Source organism: Streptomyces sp. Tue6028 (assembly GCF_002300165.1).
GTDB lineage: Bacteria > Actinomycetota > Actinomycetes > Streptomycetales > Streptomycetaceae > Streptomyces > Streptomyces siamensis.
In genome coordinates, this window is sequence record NZ_MLCE01000031.1 from 221995 (window position 1) to 239532 (window position 17538).

At 71.4% G+C, this 17538-nt stretch carries 14 protein-coding genes; 6 read left to right on the forward strand and 8 right to left on the reverse strand.

Annotation, left to right across the window (positions count from 1 at the left end; translation table 11 throughout):
• The first annotated feature begins 134 nt into the window (after nucleotides 1-134).
• On the forward strand, nucleotides 135-1079 hold the full coding sequence (locus BKI49_RS29605) for an AraC-like ligand-binding domain-containing protein (protein ID WP_095937325.1): 945 nt from the start codon (nucleotides 135-137) through the stop codon (nucleotides 1077-1079).
• A 112-nt stretch (nucleotides 1080-1191) separates the two neighbouring features.
• On the opposite strand, the gene BKI49_RS29610 is transcribed toward BKI49_RS29605, so the two are convergent.
• The 8 genes from BKI49_RS29610 to BKI49_RS36055 form a co-directional block, all read right to left on the reverse strand.
• On the reverse strand, nucleotides 1192-2358 hold the full coding sequence (locus BKI49_RS29610) for an MFS transporter (RefSeq protein ID WP_095937326.1): 1167 nt from the start codon (nucleotides 2356-2358) through the stop codon (nucleotides 1192-1194).
• On the reverse strand, nucleotides 2351-5215 hold the full coding sequence (locus BKI49_RS29615) for a glycoside hydrolase family 2 TIM barrel-domain containing protein (RefSeq protein ID WP_095937327.1): 2865 nt from the start codon (nucleotides 5213-5215) through the stop codon (nucleotides 2351-2353). The genes BKI49_RS29610 and BKI49_RS29615 overlap by 8 nt, the downstream gene beginning before the upstream one ends.
• Nucleotides 5216-5242: 27 nt before the next feature.
• The gene (locus BKI49_RS29620; protein WP_373557605.1) at nucleotides 5243-6043 is read right to left on the reverse strand and encodes a carbohydrate ABC transporter permease; all 801 of its coding nucleotides are present in this window, start codon (nucleotides 6041-6043) and stop codon (nucleotides 5243-5245) included.
• Between the two features lie 92 nt (nucleotides 6044-6135).
• A complete protein-coding gene (locus BKI49_RS29625; RefSeq protein ID WP_095937329.1) occupies nucleotides 6136-7101 on the reverse strand; it encodes a carbohydrate ABC transporter permease in 966 nt (321 codons plus the stop codon).
• A 20-nt stretch (nucleotides 7102-7121) separates the two neighbouring features.
• Complete coding sequence (locus BKI49_RS29630; RefSeq protein ID WP_095937330.1) at nucleotides 7122-8387, reverse strand: ABC transporter substrate-binding protein; 1266 nt, start codon at nucleotides 8385-8387, stop codon at nucleotides 7122-7124.
• 345 nt (nucleotides 8388-8732) lie between these two features.
• On the reverse strand, nucleotides 8733-9974 hold the full coding sequence (locus BKI49_RS29635) for an ROK family transcriptional regulator (protein ID WP_095937331.1): 1242 nt from the start codon (nucleotides 9972-9974) through the stop codon (nucleotides 8733-8735).
• Nucleotides 9975-10077: 103 nt separating this feature from the next.
• Nucleotides 10078-11337, reverse strand: a complete 1260-nt coding sequence (locus BKI49_RS29640) for an FAD-binding protein (protein ID WP_095937332.1) — start codon at nucleotides 11335-11337, stop codon at nucleotides 10078-10080.
• Nucleotides 11338-11458: 121 nt separating this feature from the next.
• Complete coding sequence (locus BKI49_RS36055; protein WP_257005006.1) at nucleotides 11459-11593, reverse strand: hypothetical protein; 135 nt, start codon at nucleotides 11591-11593, stop codon at nucleotides 11459-11461.
• Here BKI49_RS36055 and BKI49_RS29645 point away from each other — a divergent pair.
• The 5 genes from BKI49_RS29645 to BKI49_RS29665 all read left to right on the forward strand — a co-directional run bounded on the left by BKI49_RS29645 (nucleotide 11562) and on the right by BKI49_RS29665 (nucleotide 17433).
• The gene (locus BKI49_RS29645; RefSeq protein ID WP_095937333.1) at nucleotides 11562-12569 is read left to right on the forward strand and encodes a hydroxyacid dehydrogenase; all 1008 of its coding nucleotides are present in this window, start codon (nucleotides 11562-11564) and stop codon (nucleotides 12567-12569) included. The genes BKI49_RS36055 and BKI49_RS29645 overlap by 32 nt on opposite strands.
• A 259-nt stretch (nucleotides 12570-12828) precedes the next feature.
• Complete coding sequence (locus BKI49_RS29650; RefSeq protein WP_095937439.1) at nucleotides 12829-13491, forward strand: pyridoxamine 5'-phosphate oxidase family protein; 663 nt, start codon at nucleotides 12829-12831, stop codon at nucleotides 13489-13491.
• A gap of 71 nt (nucleotides 13492-13562) precedes the next feature.
• Nucleotides 13563-14894 carry a radical SAM protein gene (locus BKI49_RS29655; RefSeq protein ID WP_095937334.1) on the forward strand — a complete coding sequence of 444 codons (1332 nt, stop codon included), beginning with the start codon at nucleotides 13563-13565 and terminating at the stop codon, nucleotides 14892-14894.
• 167 nt (nucleotides 14895-15061) lie between these two features.
• On the forward strand, nucleotides 15062-15688 hold the full coding sequence (locus tag BKI49_RS29660; RefSeq protein WP_095937335.1) for a hypothetical protein: 627 nt from the start codon (nucleotides 15062-15064) through the stop codon (nucleotides 15686-15688).
• Nucleotides 15689-15948: 260 nt separating this feature from the next.
• Entirely contained in the window at nucleotides 15949-17433 is a 1485-nt protein-coding gene (locus BKI49_RS29665) for a cellulose-binding domain-containing protein (RefSeq protein WP_095937336.1), read from the forward strand.
• Nucleotides 17434-17538: the final 105 nt, after the last annotated feature.

The window sequence follows — 17538 nt, forward strand, 5'->3', positions numbered from 1 at the left end:
CCGGCCGAGTCTCCGGTTCCCGCCCGCGGTGCCGCCGATCCGCGCCACGGAACCGGACACCCGCCGTTCGCGTCCACGCAGTGAAGGATTCGCGGCACGCGCGGTGCACGGCGCGGTGACAAGGGGGCAGCCCCGTGAACGACCCTCACTTAGGAGCCCTGCACGTACGCCGGGCCACCGTGGGCCAGTTGCAGACCGCGGCGTCCACGATCCTCGCCCCGCTCGCGGTGACCGCGAAGGGCGTGGACGGGTTCCGCGCCGACATCGACGCGGTGGCCGTCGGGCGCCTGTCCGTGGCGCGCATCCGGGGCTCCGGGCACCTCGTCGCACGGACCCCCCGGGTGATCACCTCCACCGACCCCGAACTGCTGAAGATCACGCTGCACCGCTCACCGCGACCCGCGGCGGTGGACCAGGACGGCCTGCAGTCCCGTGCGCACGGCGGGGACTTCGTGGTGCTCGACATGACGCGGCCCTACCGGCTCGCGGTCGCCGACGGTTGTGACGTGACGGCCGTCGGCATCTCGCGCACCGAGCTCGGCCGGTACGCGGACGCCGTCGCCGGCCGGGCGGCCCGGCGGCTGCCGGCCGAGTCCGGGGCGCAGGCCGTGCTCTCCGCCTTCCTGGACGGCCTCGGCCGGCACCTCGACGAACTGTCCGGAGCGCAGCGGGCCCATCTCGGTGACGCCCTGGTGTCCCTGCTCGTCGCGGCTTTCACGGACGGCGCGGTACCCGGCCGGATGGACACCGAGACCGCCCTGGTGGACCGCATCCGCGTCTACACGCTGGCCAACATCTCCGACCCGTCCCTGTGCGTCGACTCGGCCGCCGCGGCCCACGGCATCTCGGCGCGCCAGCTGCACCGGCTGTTCCAGCGGACCGGTGAACCCTACGCGGCCTGGCTCCGTCGCGAGCGTCTCGCGCGCATTCGCCGCGACCTGCTCGACCCGGCCCACGACAGCCGTACGACGGCGGCGGTCGCCGCGCGCTGGGGCGTCCACGACCCGCGCCACCTGGCGCGCGCACTGAGAGCGCAGTACGGGAGGTCGGCGCGCGAACTCCGGCGCGAGCGGCCGTGACCGGACACCTCGGCCGCACACGGAACACGGCCGTGCGGGGGCGGTCGGGGCAGCGGTGACGCGTCGTGGCCCCGCGCAATCACGGCAGCCGGCAGGGAGCGGTGCCGCCCCCTCACCCCGCCGTCCTCCGGGTCAGCGTGATGAGCCACACGGTCGCCGCGAGGGACGCGGCGGACAGTGTCGTCAGCAGCCAGGGCACCGCGTGGATCCCGGACGCCTCGATGCCCACGCCGAGCAGCGGGGGCGCCGCGACACCGCCGATCATCGAAGCGGCGATCACCCACGCCCCGGCCCGCTTCGCCCGCGGGAGGGCCCGGTCGAGCCAGGTCAGTCCGGTCGGGAAGACAGGGGCGATGAACAGGCCCACCCCCGCGTACGCCACGGGTGCCGCCCCCTTCACCAGCGCCAGCAGCAGGCACACCGTCATCCCGGCGGCGCAGACCGTGAGGATGCGTTCGGGCGTGTACCGCAGTGTGACCGGCACGACGAGGAAGCGGCCCGCCGTCATCATCAGCCAGTAGACGGCGGTGGCGGACGCGGCGACCGACGTGCCGTAGCCGACGGTCTCCAGATGCGTGGGCTCCCAGCCGCCGACACCCGCCTCCACCCCGACGTTGAGGATGTAGAGGGCGAGGAAGCCGACGAGGATCCGGGACGGGACGAGCGACGCGGCGGCCCGCGGCGGTGCGGTCGCGTCCGCCGTCGCCGTACGGACGCCTCCCGTGCACAGGACGAGTGCCGCCGCCAGCAGGGCGCAGCCCCCGAAGGCGTACGTGTAGTGCGCGGGCCCCAGCCAGGCGATGAGCGCGGGCCCGAGCACCGCGCCGATGCCGAAGTGGGCGTTCAGGACGTTCAGCATGGCTGTCGACCGGTCGCCGAAACCGACGGCGAAGAGCTGGTTGAGGCCGTAGTCGATGCCGCCGAAGCCGAGACCGCCGAGGAAGGCGGCGGCGAGCGCCGAGGGCCAGTCCGGGGCAAGGGCGAAGCCCGCCCCGCCCAGGGCCATCAGTGCGTAACTCGCCGCCAGCAGTGTCCTGTTGCTGATCCGGGAGTGGATGGCGTTGAAGGCGAGGACGCCGGCCACGCCACCGGTGAAGTGCAGGCTCAGACCGAGACCCGCGCCGGACGGGGACAGTCCGTACTCCGCGCGCAGCCCGGGCACGGCGGGGCCGTAGAGCGCCTGGAGCATGCCGATGAGGACGAACGCGACGCAGGACGCGGCCGCGGCCGGACGGCTGAAGAGCCGGCCGGCCGCGACGGGCGTGAGGGTGTCAGTCATGGATCTCCGAGAAGACGAACGAGAACTCGGCCGGGCCGGCGTGCAGTTGGTACCGGGGCAGGGCGCCGGGGCCGCACGACTGCGAACCGATGCCCTGCTGCCCGTGATCGAGGTTGACCCAGACCGTGTCGCCGGGCACCAGGTCCGTCAGGTGGTCGGCGGCGTCGAGCTGTTCCGTCGTCCAGCGGCGCGCGGTGAACCAGAAGGCCGGGTCGCCCTCGACGCGCAGACCGCCGATCTCCGCCCGGCGCACGTCGGCCCGGGCGCCGTTCTCCTGCGGACGTACGTACGGCGTCTGGAGGTCGTCCACCGAGGACTTCCAGTGCCCCAGCATCGAGGCCGACCCGGTGTCCGGATAGGCCTCACCGGGGCCACCGCCGAACCAGACCGCACGGTCCGCCGGACCCGTGAGCCCCAGCCGGATCCCCAGGCGCGGCAGGGGAAGCGTCCACGCGCCCTCGGGTGCCACGGACACGGTGAGCCGCAGCCGTGTCCCGTCGGACGTCCACCGGTACACCGTGCGCAGGCCTGCCTCCCGGCCGGCGGGCGCCACCCGGGTGCGTACGGTCAGCGCGTCGTCGCCCAGCTCCACGGCGTCCAGCCGGTGACGCATCCGGTGCAGGCCCAGCCTGCGCCAGAGCGGGCCGAGGCGCGCGTCCGGCTGCCAGTGCGCGCCGTTGTCGTTGTCGGTCGGCGCGCGCCACACGTCCAGGCGCAGACCGGTGACATCGATTCCGCCGATCGTCCGCAGCGCACCCGTGCGGGCGTCGAAGGCGGCCGGACCGAGAGTGATGTCCCGCAGGCCGAGCACCGGACCGTCGGTCTGCGCGACTCGGAGCAACGGGTGCTCGGTGACCGGCAGTTGGCTCCACGCCACGACATGGCCCCGCGGGCCCCAGGCGGTCTCTTCGGCCAGCACGGCCCGCACCGTCCACTGCGTCTCGGCCCCGCGCCCGTCCGCGGACGGCGGCGGCAGCTTGACGTCCGCCGAATCGCCCGGGCCGAGCGCGGGCACCGACAGCGCACCCGACTCGACGCTCACCCCGTCGACCTGGAACGACCACTCGAAGGCCAGCCCGGACAGGTCCGCGAAGTCGTAGGCGTTGGTGACGCGCACCGTCCCGGCCGGACCGTCACCATCGATGCGGACCGGCTCGATCACCTTCTTGTACTCGACGAGTCCGGGCGACGGCGTGCGGTCGGGGAAGAGCAGTCCGTCGCACACGAAGTTCCCGTCGTGCAGCTCCTCGCCGAAGTCGCCGCCGTACGCGAACCCGTACCGTTCGTCCTTGATCCCGTGGTCGATCCACTCCCAGACGAAGCCGCCCTGGATGCGGTCGTAGGACTCGAAAAGACGCTGGTAGTCGGCGATCCCGCCGGGGCCGTTGCCCATGGCGTGCGCGTACTCGCACAGGATGAAGGGGAGTCCGCGCCGCTTGTGGGTGCCTCCGTCCAAGCCCCGGCCGATCCGTTCGACCTCCGCGTGCCCGGCGTACATCCGCGCGTACATGTCCGTGTCGCGGCAGTCGGGGTCGCCCTCGTAGTGGATCAGCCGTGAACCGTCCCGGCCACGGATCCACTCGGCCATCGCGGTGAGGCCGCGCCCCGTGCCGGCCTCGTTGCCGAGCGACCAGACGACGACGGAAGGGTGGTTCTTGTCGCGCTCGACCATCCGGGCCGCTCGGTCGAGCAGCGCCGGCGTCCAGCGTTCGTCGTCGACGGGATTGTCGCGCCAGGCCTGCTCGGTGAAGCCGTGGGTCTCCAGGTCGCACTCGTCGATCACCCACAGCCCGTACTCGTCGCACAGGTCGAGGAAGGCGGGGTGCGGCGGGTAGTGCGAGGTGCGCACGGCGTTGATGTTGTGCCGCTTCATCAGCAGCACGTCCTCGCACATGGTCTCCAGATCGAGTGCGCGGCCCCGCTCCGGGTGCCACTCGTGCCGGTTGACGCCCTTGAGGAGGATCGCCCGGCCGTTGACCTTGATCAGGCCGTCGTCGAGCGCGACCGTGCGGAAGCCGATGCGCAGCGGGACGCGTTCGCCCTCGGTGACCAGGGTGCCGTCGTAGAGCCGGGGCGTCTCCGCGGTCCACGGCCGCACCGGCACGGTCACCGGCTCGCCGGTCGCGACGTCGATGTCGAGGCCGGGGACCACGACCCGCCCGTCGACGTCGGAGTCGACGCGCAGCGTCCCGAGGCCCTCGACGTGGTCGTAGGAGGCGTGCACGAAGTGGTCGAGGACGCTGCCCGGCGGACGGTGCAGGAGCGTGACGTCCCGAAAGATGCCCGGCAGCCACCACTGGTCCTGGTCCTCCAGGTAGGAGCCCGCCGACCACTGGTGGACGCGCACCGCCAGCACGTTGCCGGCCGGCTTCAACAGGTGCCCGACGGCGAACTCGTGCGGCAGCCGGGAACCCTTGAACTCGCCGATGTCCGTGCCGTTCAGCCACACCCGGGCGCAGGACTCCACACCGTCGAAGCGCAGCACGGAGCCGCCTTGCGCGGGCCAGTCGCCGGGCAGGTCGAAGTGACGCAGATGGTCACCGGTCGGGTTCTCGGTCGGCACCCTCGGCGGATCGACCGGGAACGGGTAGAGGTGATTGGTGTAGATCGGCGATCCGTGGCCTTGCAGCACCCAGTGACCGGGGACGGTGATCTCGGCCCAGTCCCCGGCGTCGTGGCCCGCCGCCGCGAAGGAGTCGTCCTGCGCGTCGGCCGTGGGAGACAGGCGGAAACGCCAACTGCCGTTCAGTGACAGGGTCCTGGCGTCCGAGGAGGGGTGGCGGGCGCGTGGCGGGAGGGCGCCGCTGCCCGGCGAGACGTCCTCGACGTAGTCGGTGGCGGTGGTGCGGAAAGACATCGGTCTCCAGGTCGTGGAAGGGACGTGTCAGCCCTTGATGCCGGTCTGCGCGATCCCCTGCACCAGCCAGCGCTGGAGGAAGAGGAAGACGAACACCAGAGGCAGGATGGAAACGGCCGTGGCCATGAAGATCAGATGGAAGTTGACGGTCTGGTTGGTCATGTACGAGGAGAGCGCGACCTGGACCGTCCACGCCTGCGGGTCCTGGCCGATGACCAGCGGCCACAGGAAGGCGTTCCAGCCGCTGATGAAGGTGATGGTCGCGATCGCGGCGAAGAAGTTCAGCGAGTTGGGCACGACGACGCGCCAGTACGCGCCCCAGTACCCGAGCCCGTCCACCCGCGCCGCCTCCTCCAGCTCCTTGGGGAACCCCAGGAAGTACTGCCGGAACAGGAAGCAGGTGAAACCGCTGAACAGCCCCGGGACGACGAGCCCGCGCAGACTGTCCACCCAGCCGAGCGAGGAGACGAGCACGAAGCTCGGCACGAAGGTGACGGCGGCGGGCACCATCAGGGTCACCAGGACCGCGTAGAAGATCTTGTCGGCGTGCCGGTAGGGGATGCGGGCGAGGCCGTAACCGGCGAGGGAGCAGACCAGCAAGGTGCCCAGGGTGTGCAGGACGCCGACGACCGCGGAGTTCCACAGGGACCGGGCGAAGGGGACCGTGGAGTCGTCGAACAGTTCGCCGATGTTGCCCCATTGGAGGTGGGTGGGGAAGAACTTCCAGTTCTCGCCGGTGATTTCGGCGTCGGTGGACAGGGCGTTGCGGACGAGCAGGTAGAAGGGCACCAGGAAGAGCAGGGTCGCGATGCCGGTGGCGACGTACAGACCGGTGTTGCCGAGGACACCGCGCCGGTCGCGTCGGCGTCCGCGCCCGTTCGGCGGGGCGACGGGGGCCCCGCGGCCCTTGACGACGGTGGTCACTTGGCCTCGTCCCTCCTTCCGAATCCCATGAACCTGCCCTGGAGCAGGGTGACGAGGCAGATCAGCAGGGTGAGGATGACGGCGCCCGCGCTGCCCGCTCCGTAGTCCTGGGCCTGGCCGAGTGCCGTGTAGTACAGCTCGACGAGGGGCGGACGGCCCCACGTGGTCTTCGACAGCAGGTTGAAGAACTCGTCGAAGGCCTGGTAGGCGGCCACGAGCAGCAGCAGGATCACGGCGGTCGACGTCGCGCGCAGCTGCGGCAGGGTGATGTGGCGGAAGGTCTGCCAGCCGGGCCTGGCACCGTCGATGGCGGCGGCCTCGTATAGCTCCGGCGGGATGTTCTGGAGCGCCGCCAGGAACAGGATCATGTAGAAGCCGGACTGGAGCCACAGGCGCGCGCTGACGATGACGAGCCAGTACCAGGGCGGGTCGGGGTTCGCCAGCCAGGCGATGTTCTCGATGCCGAACCAGCCGAGGACCGTGTTCATCAGGCCGAAGCGGACCCCGCTGAAGAGGGACATCTTCCAGATCAGCGAGGCGGCGACGTAGCTGCACGCGGTGGGCAGGAAGAACACGGAGCGGAAGAATGCCCGCATGAAGCGCAGTCGGTTGACCATCAGCGCGAGCCCCAGCGAGACGGCCCAGGTCAGGGGCACGATGAGTGCGGCGAAGACGGTGAAGGTGACGAGGGCGCCGGTGAAGTCGCTGTTCTCCAGCATCTGCCGGTAGTTGTCGAGACCGACGAACTTGTCGGGGGTGACCGTGAAGCGTGCCTCGAAGAAGCTCAGCCAGAGGCTCCAGCCGATCGGGATGTAGACGAAGACCAGCAGGCCGATGAGGAACGGGCCGGTGAAGACCCAGAAGGCGAGGGTGCTGCTGCCCCGCGGCCCCCGCCTCGGCCGGGCCGGAAAGGCCGCGGCCGGGGCGGGGCGCGCGGCACCGCGCGTGGTGGTGGTCGACATGTCGTAACCCGCCCCCCGGCCTATCCGAAGAGCTTCTTGAGCTCGCGGTTCACGGTCGTGTCGGCCTTGTCCAGAGCGGCCTCCGGGTCACCGTCCTTGCGGACGCAGTCGGCGAAGACGTCCTCCAGCGCGGTGATCATGCTCTGGGTCCAGCCGATGTTGTCGAAGTGCCCGTACTCGTTGAAGAGGTTGACGCCCTCGGCGGGCAGGCCGGACTTGAGCTTGGTGGCGCCCGCGGCGAGCGAGGAGCGGGGCGGTATGTGGAATCCGTAGGAGAGCGACCAGTCCTCCTGGTACTTCTTCTGGTCGATCCACAGCCACTTCACGTACTCCTTGGCCAGGTCGACGTTCTTGCCCTTGGCGTTGACGAACATGGACCAGCCGCCGTTGTAGACGGAGGGTTTGCCGCCGTCGGTGACCTTGGGGAAGGGGAAGACGCCGATGTCGTCGCCGAGTGCCTTCTGCATCTGCGGCATGGCCCACATGCCGCAGAACTGGATCGCGCACAGGCCCTGGTCGATCGCGGAGGGGTCCCAGTAGTCGGCCGGGGCGTCGAGGAGGAGATCCCCGCTGGTGAAGAGCTTGCGCATCTTCTTGAGGCCTTCCTTGACCCCCTCCGTGTGGTACGCGATCCGGTTCTGGTCGTCGAGGGTGTCGGCGCCGGCGGACCAGATCATCGGGTTGATGACCGCGTGCAGGTCGTTGCCGAGGAACAGGCCCTTGACCTTGCCGGTGGTGAGCTTGGCGGCGGCCTCGATCAGCTCGTCGAGCGTGGTCGGCACCTCGACGCCCGCCTTCTCCAGCAGCGACGGGCGGTAGAAGAAGAACTGCGGGTCGTCGATCATCCGGACGCCGTAGATCTTCCCGTCGACCGTGTGCGAGGCGATGTCGGCCGGATTGAAGTCGTCCTTGACCGGCTCGACGATGTCGCTCAGGTCGGCGACCTGGCCGCTCTTGACGAGCTGGATCTGTGGATGGAACTCGAACAGGTCGGGCGCGTTCTTGGTGAGCAGGGAGGCGAAGAGCTTGCTCTCGAAGTCGGAGCCGGTGATCCACTGCGTGGTCACGTTCGCCTTGTCGTAGGCCTTCGCGTACCGCTTGACGGCCTGTTCGGTGCCGGCCTCGCCGTACGCGTGGAAGTACTGGACGAGGTTCTCGCCCGAACCGCTGCCCCCTCCGCGGCCGTTGTTGCCCCCGCACGCGGCCAGCGGGCCGAGGGCGGCGAGGCCCGCGGCGGCACGCAGTACGGATCGACGGTCCCAGTTGCTGCTGCTCATTGCCGACATGCTTGACGTCCTTGTCTCGAATACGGCTGCGGCTCGGTCGCTCACGCGCCAACTGGCTCAAAGAACGTTGCGGTGCGGGACGTTAACCTTCGGCTAATACTTCGGCAAGGGGTTGGACGAAGCCCGTTCGAAGTGTTGTGGCGGGTTCGGAGTGCCGGACAGGACAAGTCGGCGGGCGGTCGGAACGGCCGTGAGGACACCGTCGACTCCCGCGTGATCACTGCGACATGAGCAGGCCGGGGCGCGATCCGTCGTCACGGAGACGGTGGACGGCGCCGTCGCCGCCGGGAGTCGTGGCCGGGCGCCTGCGCTCCGAGGGCGTCGGCGTCGAACCCCCGGCCGTGGTCAGCCCTTCGAGCCGCCGCGCGCCCGCACCCGTGTCGTGGCCGCGCCCCGCTGCCCGACCGACTGAAGGGCCCCTTCCAGGGCGAACGTCGCGGCGCCGAGGCAGACGGGGTCGGTCGGAATGGGGGAGAGGACGATCTCGGTGGCGGCCAGCGGCCGCTTCAACGCGTGCCGGGCCACCGCGTCGCGCACCTCGTGCAGCAGCGGCTCCCCGAGTGTCGCCGCGACCCAGCTGCTGAGCACGACCACTTCGGGGTTCAGCAGATTCACCAGGTCGGAGATCCCGGCGCCGAGATAACGGGCGGTGTCCCGTACGACCTTGAGCGCCACGGGGTCCTGAGCGGCGACACCCCGCGCGAGCGCGTCGATGGTGGCGGTCTGGTCCTCCGGGTGCAGCAGCGCGCTCCCGGGGCTCAGCTCCCGCAGATTCAGCATGATGCCCGGCGCCCCGACATAGGTCTCCACGCAGCCGTGATTGCCGCAGTGGCACAGCCGGCCGTCCAGGACCAGCGTCGTGTGGCCCCACTCGCCGGCGCTGTTGCTGACCCCCCGGTGCAGCCCGCCGCCGAGGGCGAGCCCCGCGCCGACGCCCGTGCCCAGATTGACGACCACGGCGTCTCCGCGCCCCCGGGCCGCGCCGAACCAGAGCTCCGCGACCGCGCAGGCGCGCAGCGGATTGTCGAGGTGCAGCGGGTAGGCGATGTGCTCGGCGAGCAGGTCCAGCAACGGCACGTCGTGCCAGTCCCAGTTGGGGGCGTACTCGCAGACGCCGCCCTCCCGGTCGACCTGGCCGGGCACGCTCACCCCGACGCCCAGGACCCGGGCCGCCTCCACGCCGGCCTGCGCGACCACCGAACCGACAGCCGTCGCGACGTGCCCGACGACCTGCTCCGGACGGCTCTCGCCTGGGCGCATGTCCTCGTCGGCGCGCGCCAGCACGTTCAGCGCCAGGTCGAAGAGCTCGACCCGCACATACGTCTCCGCGATGTCGACGCCGATCAACGCTCCCCCCGAGGCGTTGACGGCCACGAGGCCCCGCGGGCGGCCACCCGCGGAGTCCTCGAAACCGACCTCGGTCAGCATGCGCAGGTCGAGCAGCTCACCGACGAGCGTGGCCACCGTGGCCAGACTCAGTCCCGTCGCCGCCGCCAGTTCCTGCCGGGAGGTGGGTGATTCGGCGATGATCTGACGCAGCACCTCATAGCGGTTCGCCGTACGGATGTCGCGTGATGTGCGCTTCACCGGACCTGCCACCTCGATCCCCCGGTCCCTCCCCGTCACGGCCGGGCCCAGTGACCCCGGCGCGCCGCAAGGCTATGACTCGGGAAGGGCTTTCGACAAGGGGTTAGGAAAGGGGCTGGAGGAAGTCCCGCACAAACGCGTTGGTGAAGGTCCCCGCCGGGTCGAGGGCACCGGCCAGCGCCCCGAAGTCGGTGAGCCGCGGACTCCGCGCGCGCACCACCTCGGACGGCACCGTGAACACCTTGCCCCAGTGCGGCCGCGCGTCGAACGGCGCCAGCGCCTCCTCGACCCGGGCCACCACCGGCAGCACCGCCTCCGTGTCCGCGACCCAGGTGAAGTGCAGGGCCACCGAGTCCCGGCCGTACGCCGGGCTCAGCCACTGGCGGTCGGCGGCCACCGTCCGCACCTCGCAGATCTGCAGCAGCGGCGCGATCACCTGGCGGATCGCGTCGAGGGCGTGCAGCGCGGCCAGGGCGTCCGAGCGCGGCAGCAGGTACTCCGACTGGAGCTCGGCCCCGCTGCTCGGGGTGAACTCGGCCCGGAAGTGGGGGAGCCGGTCGTGCCAGGGGCCAGGGGCGCCGAGTTGCTCGGTGCAGTTCCGCGCGGGCATGCCGGGCACCGGGTGCATCGCCTCGGTGGCGGGCGCCGCCCACGGGAAGTCCACCGCCGGACGGTCGGTGCGCCGCTTCAGCCACACCTGGCCGAAGCCCGGCTGCCGCCAGTCGGTGAACAGGCTGACGCTGTACGCCGCCGCCGCGACCGCCTCGAAGTCCAGGCCCGCCAGCGGAAGTCCGGTGAAGACGTGCTGGCTCACCTCGAAGGCGGGCTCCAGGTCGAGGGTGAGCGCGGTGACCACGCCGAGCGCGCCGAGCGCCGTCACGGCGCCGTCGAAACGGGTGTCGTCCCGGCCGATCGTCACGGTCGCACCGTCGGCGGTGACCAGTTCGACCTCGCGCACGGCGGAGGCGAGCGAACCGTTGGTGACACCCGAGCCGTGCGTGCCGGTCGCCACCGACCCCGCCACCGAGATGTGCGGGAGGGACGCCATGTTGTGCAGCGCCAGCCCGTGCTCGTGCACCCTGCGGGCGAGTTCGGCGTACCGCACGCCGCCCGAGACCCGTACCGTACGGGCCGTCGTGTCGACGTCCACCGCGGGCGGCAGCCCGGTCAGCGACAGCAGTACGCCGTCGTCACCCGGTTCGGCGATCTCGTTGAAGGAGTGGCCGCTGCCCAGCACCCGCACCCGCGTGCTCCCGGCGACGAGCGCGCGCAGTGCGTCGAGCGAGCGGGGCCGGTGGAGCTCCCCGGCCGTGTACGTGATGTTGCCGGCCCAGTTGGTCAGGGTGCCTGTCGTGCCTGTCATCCCTGTCGTCCTCCACGGGAAGTCGCCGTCCACGGCCGGGTGGGACGGCCGCGTGGGGAACCTGTCCGGCCGGTCCGGCCCGGTGACCGGCCCCTCCGTTGACCCTCTCACGAGGCCACACCTACCGTAGAGACCGCTTGCTGTCGTGGAAGCCGATCACGACACCGATCGCGGCGTCGAGCGCGACACCGATCACGAAGCCGCCGAGCCGGAAGGTCACCTCGTTGCCCGAGCGTCCCCTGGCGATGTTCGCCATGACAGCCCAGAACGTGCCGCTGATCTTCCCGCCCGGGCTCATGGCCCGGCTGCGCGGGCTGGTCGACGTGGACCCCGCCCTGGTGGCGCACGACTTCACCGATCCCCGCGTCCGCGCCGTCCTCGCGGAGACCGAGATCCTCGTCACCGGCTGGGGCTGCCCCGCGCTCGACGCCGACACCCTGGACGCGGCCCCGAAACTGCGTGCCGTGCTGCACTCCGCCGGCTCCGTCAAGGGCTTCACCACGCCCGCCGTCTGGGAGCGCGGGCTCCTCGTGTCGTCGGCGGCCGACGCCAACGCGCTGCCCGTCGCCGAGTACACGCTCGCGATGATCCTGCTCGCGGGCAAGGACGTGTTCGCCCAACGGGACCGCCTGCGCACCGAACGTGCCTTCCCCTACGGGCAGATCCTCCCCGGCACCGGCAACTTCGGGCGCCGCGTCGGCATCGTCGGAGCCTCGCGGGTCGGCCGCCGCCTCGTCGAACTGCTGCGCCCCTTCGACCTGGAGGTGAGCCTCGCCGACCCCTACCTCGACGAGGCGGGGGCGGCGGCGCTCGGCGTCCGGCTGCTGCCGCTCGACGACCTGCTGGCCGGCAGCGACATCGTGACCGTCCACGCCCCGCAGACGCCCGAGACCCGGCACATGATCGGCCGCCGCGAACTCGCCCTGATGCCCGCCGGATCCGTCCTGATCAACACCGCCCGCGGTTCCCTCGTCGAGCACGACGCCCTGGCCGCCGCGCTGCGCGCCGACCGGATCGGCGCGATCCTCGACGTCACCGACCCCGAGCCGCTGCCGGCCGACTCCCCGCTGTACGACCTGCCGAACGCCTTCGTCACCCCCCATCTCGCGGGGTCGCAGGGCAACGAGGTCGCCCGGCTGGGCCGCACGGTGCTGGAGGAACTCGAACGACTGTTGTCGGGGGAGGAGTTGGCGTGCCGGGTCGACGAGGCCGGGCTGGAGCACTCGGCCTGACGAGGCCCGCACGCCCAGGGACCGGCTGATCCCGGCGGTGCGTCCCGGTCCTCGGCCGAAGAACGCCGCCGGTGCTCGCGCGGGCCCGGCATGATCGGCTGTCGGTGCGCGGACGGGCCGGGGCCCTGGTGTAGGTGAGCTCCGAAGGGCGGGACACCGCAGGCCGAGACTACTGCGAAATTCGTTGCAGATAGCCGTACGGAAGACTGGTTCCGTCAACACATAGTGATATCGGTGCGATATCGGTAGCGTGCTGGTCATGACCTACGGCCCTCTCCCCGAAACCGCCCTCACCCGCCATCGCCGGCTCCGTGAGCAGGGCAGCCTCGATCGGGCCGACCTGGACGCGATCCTCGACGCGGGGTTCGTCTGCCATCTCGGCGTGATCGTCGAAGGGCGGCCGGTCGTGGTGCCGACCGTGTACGGGCGCGACGAGCGGCACCTGTACCTGCACGGTTCCGTGGCGAGCCGGAGCCTCGGCGCCGAGCACCCGGTGTGCGTGACCGTCACGCACGTCGACGGACTCGTTCTCGCCCGTTCGGTGTTCGAGCACGGGGTCAACTACCGCAGCGCGATGATTCACGGGACACCCCGCCAGGTCACCGACCCGCGGGAGAAGACCGAGGGCCTGCGGCTGCTCACCGAGCACGCGGCGCCCGGCCAGTGGGACTACGCCCGTCGGCCCAGCCGCAAGGAACTGGCCGCGACGACCCTGCTCGCGCTCTCCCTGGAGGAGGCCTCGGTGAAGATCCGTACCGGAGCCCCGGACGACGGCGACGGCCCCGACGCGGAGCTCGGCCTGTGGGCCGGCACCCTGCCCCTGGTCCCCACCTGGGGCGCGCCCGAGCCCGACCCGCTGCTGCCCGCGGATCTGGCCCCTCCGGCGCACATCGCGCGACGCGGGGGGACCCGGCACGGCTGACGCGCGGGCGGGGGCATACCGTGAGGAGTCGAGCAACGCAGACTGAACTGGTCGGGAGCGAGGAGAACGGGATGGGCAGCCGCACCGCGCTGGTCGAGGATCTGATGGAGCGGTTCCCGCACGTGCCGCGGGAGGCCGTCTTCAAGGAGGACCTGCTCCGCGGGGGCGTCGCCTTCGACGCGTCGGCCCTCAGCGACAACGAGAGCGGCGAGGTCAAGCCGAAGTCCTACTTCATCTTCTCCTTCGACCACGGCACCCTGCCCGAACTGGGCGAGGCCGCCCTGCGGCGCCCGCCGGAGGAGATCATCCTCACCGGAGGGCCGTACGACCTGCGGCGCACCGTGGTGTCCGTACGGGTCAACCCGTCCTCGCCCTACCGTGTCGCCGCCGACGCGGACGGCGTGCTCGGGCTGTACCTGGACGGGAAGCGGATCTCCGACGTCGGGGTGCCACCCATGCCGGAGTACTACCGGCACAAGCTCTCCAACGGGAAGTCCGTGATGGAGGTGGCGCCCACCATCCAGTGGGGTTACCTGATCTACCTCACGGTCTTCCGCGTCTGCCAGTACTTCGGCGCCAAGGAGGAGTGCCAGTACTGCGACATCAACCACAACTGGCGCCAGCACAAGGCGGCCGGCCGCCCCTACACCGGTGTGAAGGACGTCGAGGAGGTCCTCGAAGCGCTGGAGATCATCGACCGGTACGACACGGCGAAGGCGTCCACCGCGTACACCCTGACCGGCGGTGCGATCACCAAGACGGTCGCCGGACGCGACGAGGCCGACTTCTACGGCCACTACGCCAAGGCCATCGAGGAGCGCTTCCCCGGACGGTGGATCGGCAAGGTCGTGGCGCAGGCGCTGCCGCGCGACGACGTGCAGCGTTTCAAGGACTACGGCGTGCAGATCTACCACCCCAACTACGAGGTGTGGGACCGCCGCCTGTTCGAGCTGTACTGCCCCGGCAAGGAGCGGTACGTCGGCCGCGACGAATGGCACAAGCGCATCCTGGACTCGGCTGAGATCTTCGGCGCGCGCAACGTCATCCCCAACTTCGTGGCGGGCGTGGAGATGGCGGAGCCCTTCGGCTTCACCACCGTCGACGAGGCCATCGCGTCGACGACCGAGGGTCTGCGCTTCTTCATGTCGCACGGCATCACCCCGCGCTTCACCACCTGGTGCCCGGAGCCGACGACCCCGCTCGGCAAGGCCAACCCGCAGGGTGCGCCGCTGGAGTACCACATCCGCCTCCTGGACGCCTACCGCTCGACGATGGAGGACTTCGGGCTCTCCTCGCCGCCCGGGTACGGTCCGCCCGGACCGGGCCGCGCCGTCTTCTCCGTCAGCTCCTTCATGGACAGCCTCCCGGCCAGGGACGAGGTGCAGGAACCGACCCAGGTGTGACCCGCGGTCGGCCCGCCGGGGCCCGGTGACCGCCTTCAGGAGTGAAGGGGTGTGGACGTTCGGGGAGCGGCCGTCCGGCCCAGTCGTGCAGACTGGCGGCCGCGACCGGTGGCGGTCGCGGTCCGCGCGGGGGAGCAGCCCTGTCCGCGCCGTGTGGGGTGGGGGCCATGGACGCGTGGGACGGTGCGGCCGGTGTCGACAGCGCTTCGCTGACGCTTGCGCACGAGAGGCTGGGGGCCGGGTGGGCATCGGTCGCCGTGTTCGCGGAACTCGCGGCACGGACCGGTGACTGGCATCGGTCGGCGTGGGCCGTCTGCCTGGCACTCGGAATCCCGGCCCCGGACGTGGCGGGGCGATTCGCCCGCGGCATGGGAGACGTCGCCACGGAATTCCACCAGGGCGAAGAGGAACTGTGCGGCGAGGTCCTGGAGACCGTCGGGCTGTTCGACGTCCCCCGGCCGCTCGACGAGCGCGGCACCGAGATCGCAGGTCTGCCGGCGACCGCTGCCGGGGCACTGGGCGGCATGCCCAGCGGTCACGCGCTCACCCTTTCCCGCAGACGCGTCAGGGGCGAGCTGACCGGGATGTTCCTGTCGCCGGCACGGACGCTGCCCCGGCGCGAGCGGGCCAGACCCGCGGAGTACTGGGCTGCCCTGTCCGCCGCCGGCGACCTGCTGCTCCAGGCCGGCGGCGAGGAAGGGCGCGAGGTCGAGCGCGCGCTTCAGGAGTGCCGACGACGCGCGGCCGAACACCCTTCGAACGGGGAGAAGCCTGTCGCGTCGGACGCGGATTGATACGTTCCGGCGTTCCCTGCGTATTGCTCGGGGGACGCCGTGCCCGGACGGTCCGACGGTCCGGACAGGTGCCACCGCGTGCCACGCCATGTGCGTACGGAGTTCGAATACGGCATTTGAATACGCCGCTTGTCAGTTGTGCGGGAACCGTGAAAAGCTCGGGCCCCGTCGCGAGAGACAGGCCCCAACTCCCCCGTGAGAAAAGTTGAGTTGGGCATTGCATGACCTGGCACACGGAAGCAGCGGATGCAGGAGCCCCCATGCCCGACCTGCCGACCCCTCAGAACGCCGCCGAGGCCGCGCTGTTCTCGGAGTGCTGGGACGCCGTCCTGTCGTACGCCGACCTGTGCACGTCCGGCTCCGCGGCGGCCACCCAGCTGGCCACCGAGGCGTTCACCCACGGCATCCGCGAAGCGCGCACGAACACCAGCACGGCGAAGAGTACGGGCCGCAGGACGCCCCGCCTGCCCCGCATCCCCCTGCTGCTCACCTCCGTCCGCACCACCGCCGCCGCCTGGGAGGCCCACGGACAGGGCCACCGCCTCGACCCCGACCTCAGGCTGTGGCTCAACTCCGCGAAGGCCGCCCGGTACACGGGACCCCCGCTGCACCGTCCGCTCGCGCTGCGCGGCCTCAAGGACATGCAGGAGGCCGACGCGGCACTCCTGTGGCTCGCCGAGGTCGAAGCACTTCCGCTGCCCGCCGTGGCCCGGCGGCTCGGCCTCGACCCGACAGCCGCGGCCGAGGAACTCGGCCATGTGCGGGCGCTGTTCAGGGACCGCTGCCACCGCAACCACCTCGACACCCCCATGGACGCCGGCTGCCGCAGCTACGCCCGGCTCCTCGACGCCGTGACCCGCTCACCCGGCGCCGAGACACCCGAGGACCTCTCCCGCCATCTCGCCCAATGCGTCGAGTGCGCGGAGGCCGCCGCCTGTCTGCGGCTGCACGGCGGCGGGCTGCCCGCGGCGCTCGCCGGCGGAGTGATCGGCTGGGGCGGCCTCGCCTATCTGGAGCGCAGGCGCCGGGCCGCGGAGGCGGGCCTGGCCGGCGGGCGCGCCGACGCGGCCTCGGACACGGGCATCGCCGTGGGCACGGTGGCCCGGCCGCGGCTCGGACGGACCGGGCTCCTCGCCGCGGCCGTCCTCGTGTCGGGCCTCGCCCTCACGGTCTCCCTGATGCCCTTCGGCGACGGGAACGGGCGCGACGCCTCCGCGCGGGGCGACTCGACCGACCGGCAGCCCGTCGCGGACCCGGGCGTCCCCTCCCCGTCCGCCACCGCCCGCCCGGCCGACCCCTCGGTGTCGCCGGAGCCGAAGAAACCGGCGTCGGCCACCGCCAAGCACACGAGGCCGGACCCGGAACCCCAGGGCACGTCCTCCTCCCCGGCCGGTTCCGCCACCCCCTCCGCGCACCCCACCCGGAGCGCGTCCTGCAAGGTGAAGTACGAGATCGTCGACGAGTGGCCGGACGGCTTCCAGGCCACCGTCGCCGTCACCTCCGCACAGGCCCTCGACGACTGGCAGGTCGCCTGGACCTTCCCCGACGGCCAGCGCGTCACCCAGATGTGGGACGGCACCTTCACCCAGCACGGCTCCCGCGTCACCGCCTCCGCCGCCACCTACAACAAGTCCGTCGCGGCCGGCGGCACCTTCGCCGTCGGCTTCATCGGCTCCTGGGACGACCGCAACGCGGTCCCGGACAACTTCACGCTCGACGGCGGACGTTGCACCCGCACGACCTGAGCCGCGGACTCCGGATTTAATCGGTTGACGGACCTCCGGGGGGTCCGGCTACGGTGTGCGTGTTCGAGCGAAGGCCGGTCGCCTTCGCTCCCGGCGAGTGTTCTC

What these genes read in the sequence shown, in the direction of transcription:
- BKI49_RS29665 (WP_095937336.1), top strand. Translation starts at nt 15,949, where the DNA reads ATGCCCGACCTGCCGACCCCTCAGAACGCCGCCGAGGCCGCGCTGTTC.
- BKI49_RS29630 (WP_095937330.1), bottom strand. Translation starts at nt 8,387, where the DNA reads ATGTCGGCAATGAGCAGCAGCAACTGGGACCGTCGATCCGTACTGCGT.
- BKI49_RS36055 (WP_257005006.1), bottom strand. Translation starts at nt 11,593, where the DNA reads ATGGCGAACATCGCCAGGGGACGCTCGGGCAACGAGGTGACCTTCCGG.
- BKI49_RS29640 (WP_095937332.1), bottom strand. Translation starts at nt 11,337, where the DNA reads ATGACAGGCACGACAGGCACCCTGACCAACTGGGCCGGCAACATCACG.
- BKI49_RS29650 (WP_095937439.1), top strand. Translation starts at nt 12,829, where the DNA reads ATGACCTACGGCCCTCTCCCCGAAACCGCCCTCACCCGCCATCGCCGG.
- BKI49_RS29610 (WP_095937326.1), bottom strand. Translation starts at nt 2,358, where the DNA reads ATGACTGACACCCTCACGCCCGTCGCGGCCGGCCGGCTCTTCAGCCGT.
- BKI49_RS29615 (WP_095937327.1), bottom strand. Translation starts at nt 5,215, where the DNA reads ATGTCTTTCCGCACCACCGCCACCGACTACGTCGAGGACGTCTCGCCG.
- BKI49_RS29625 (WP_095937329.1), bottom strand. Translation starts at nt 7,101, where the DNA reads ATGTCGACCACCACCACGCGCGGTGCCGCGCGCCCCGCCCCGGCCGCG.
- BKI49_RS29660 (WP_095937335.1), top strand. Translation starts at nt 15,062, where the DNA reads ATGGACGCGTGGGACGGTGCGGCCGGTGTCGACAGCGCTTCGCTGACG.
- BKI49_RS29655 (WP_095937334.1), top strand. Translation starts at nt 13,563, where the DNA reads ATGGGCAGCCGCACCGCGCTGGTCGAGGATCTGATGGAGCGGTTCCCG.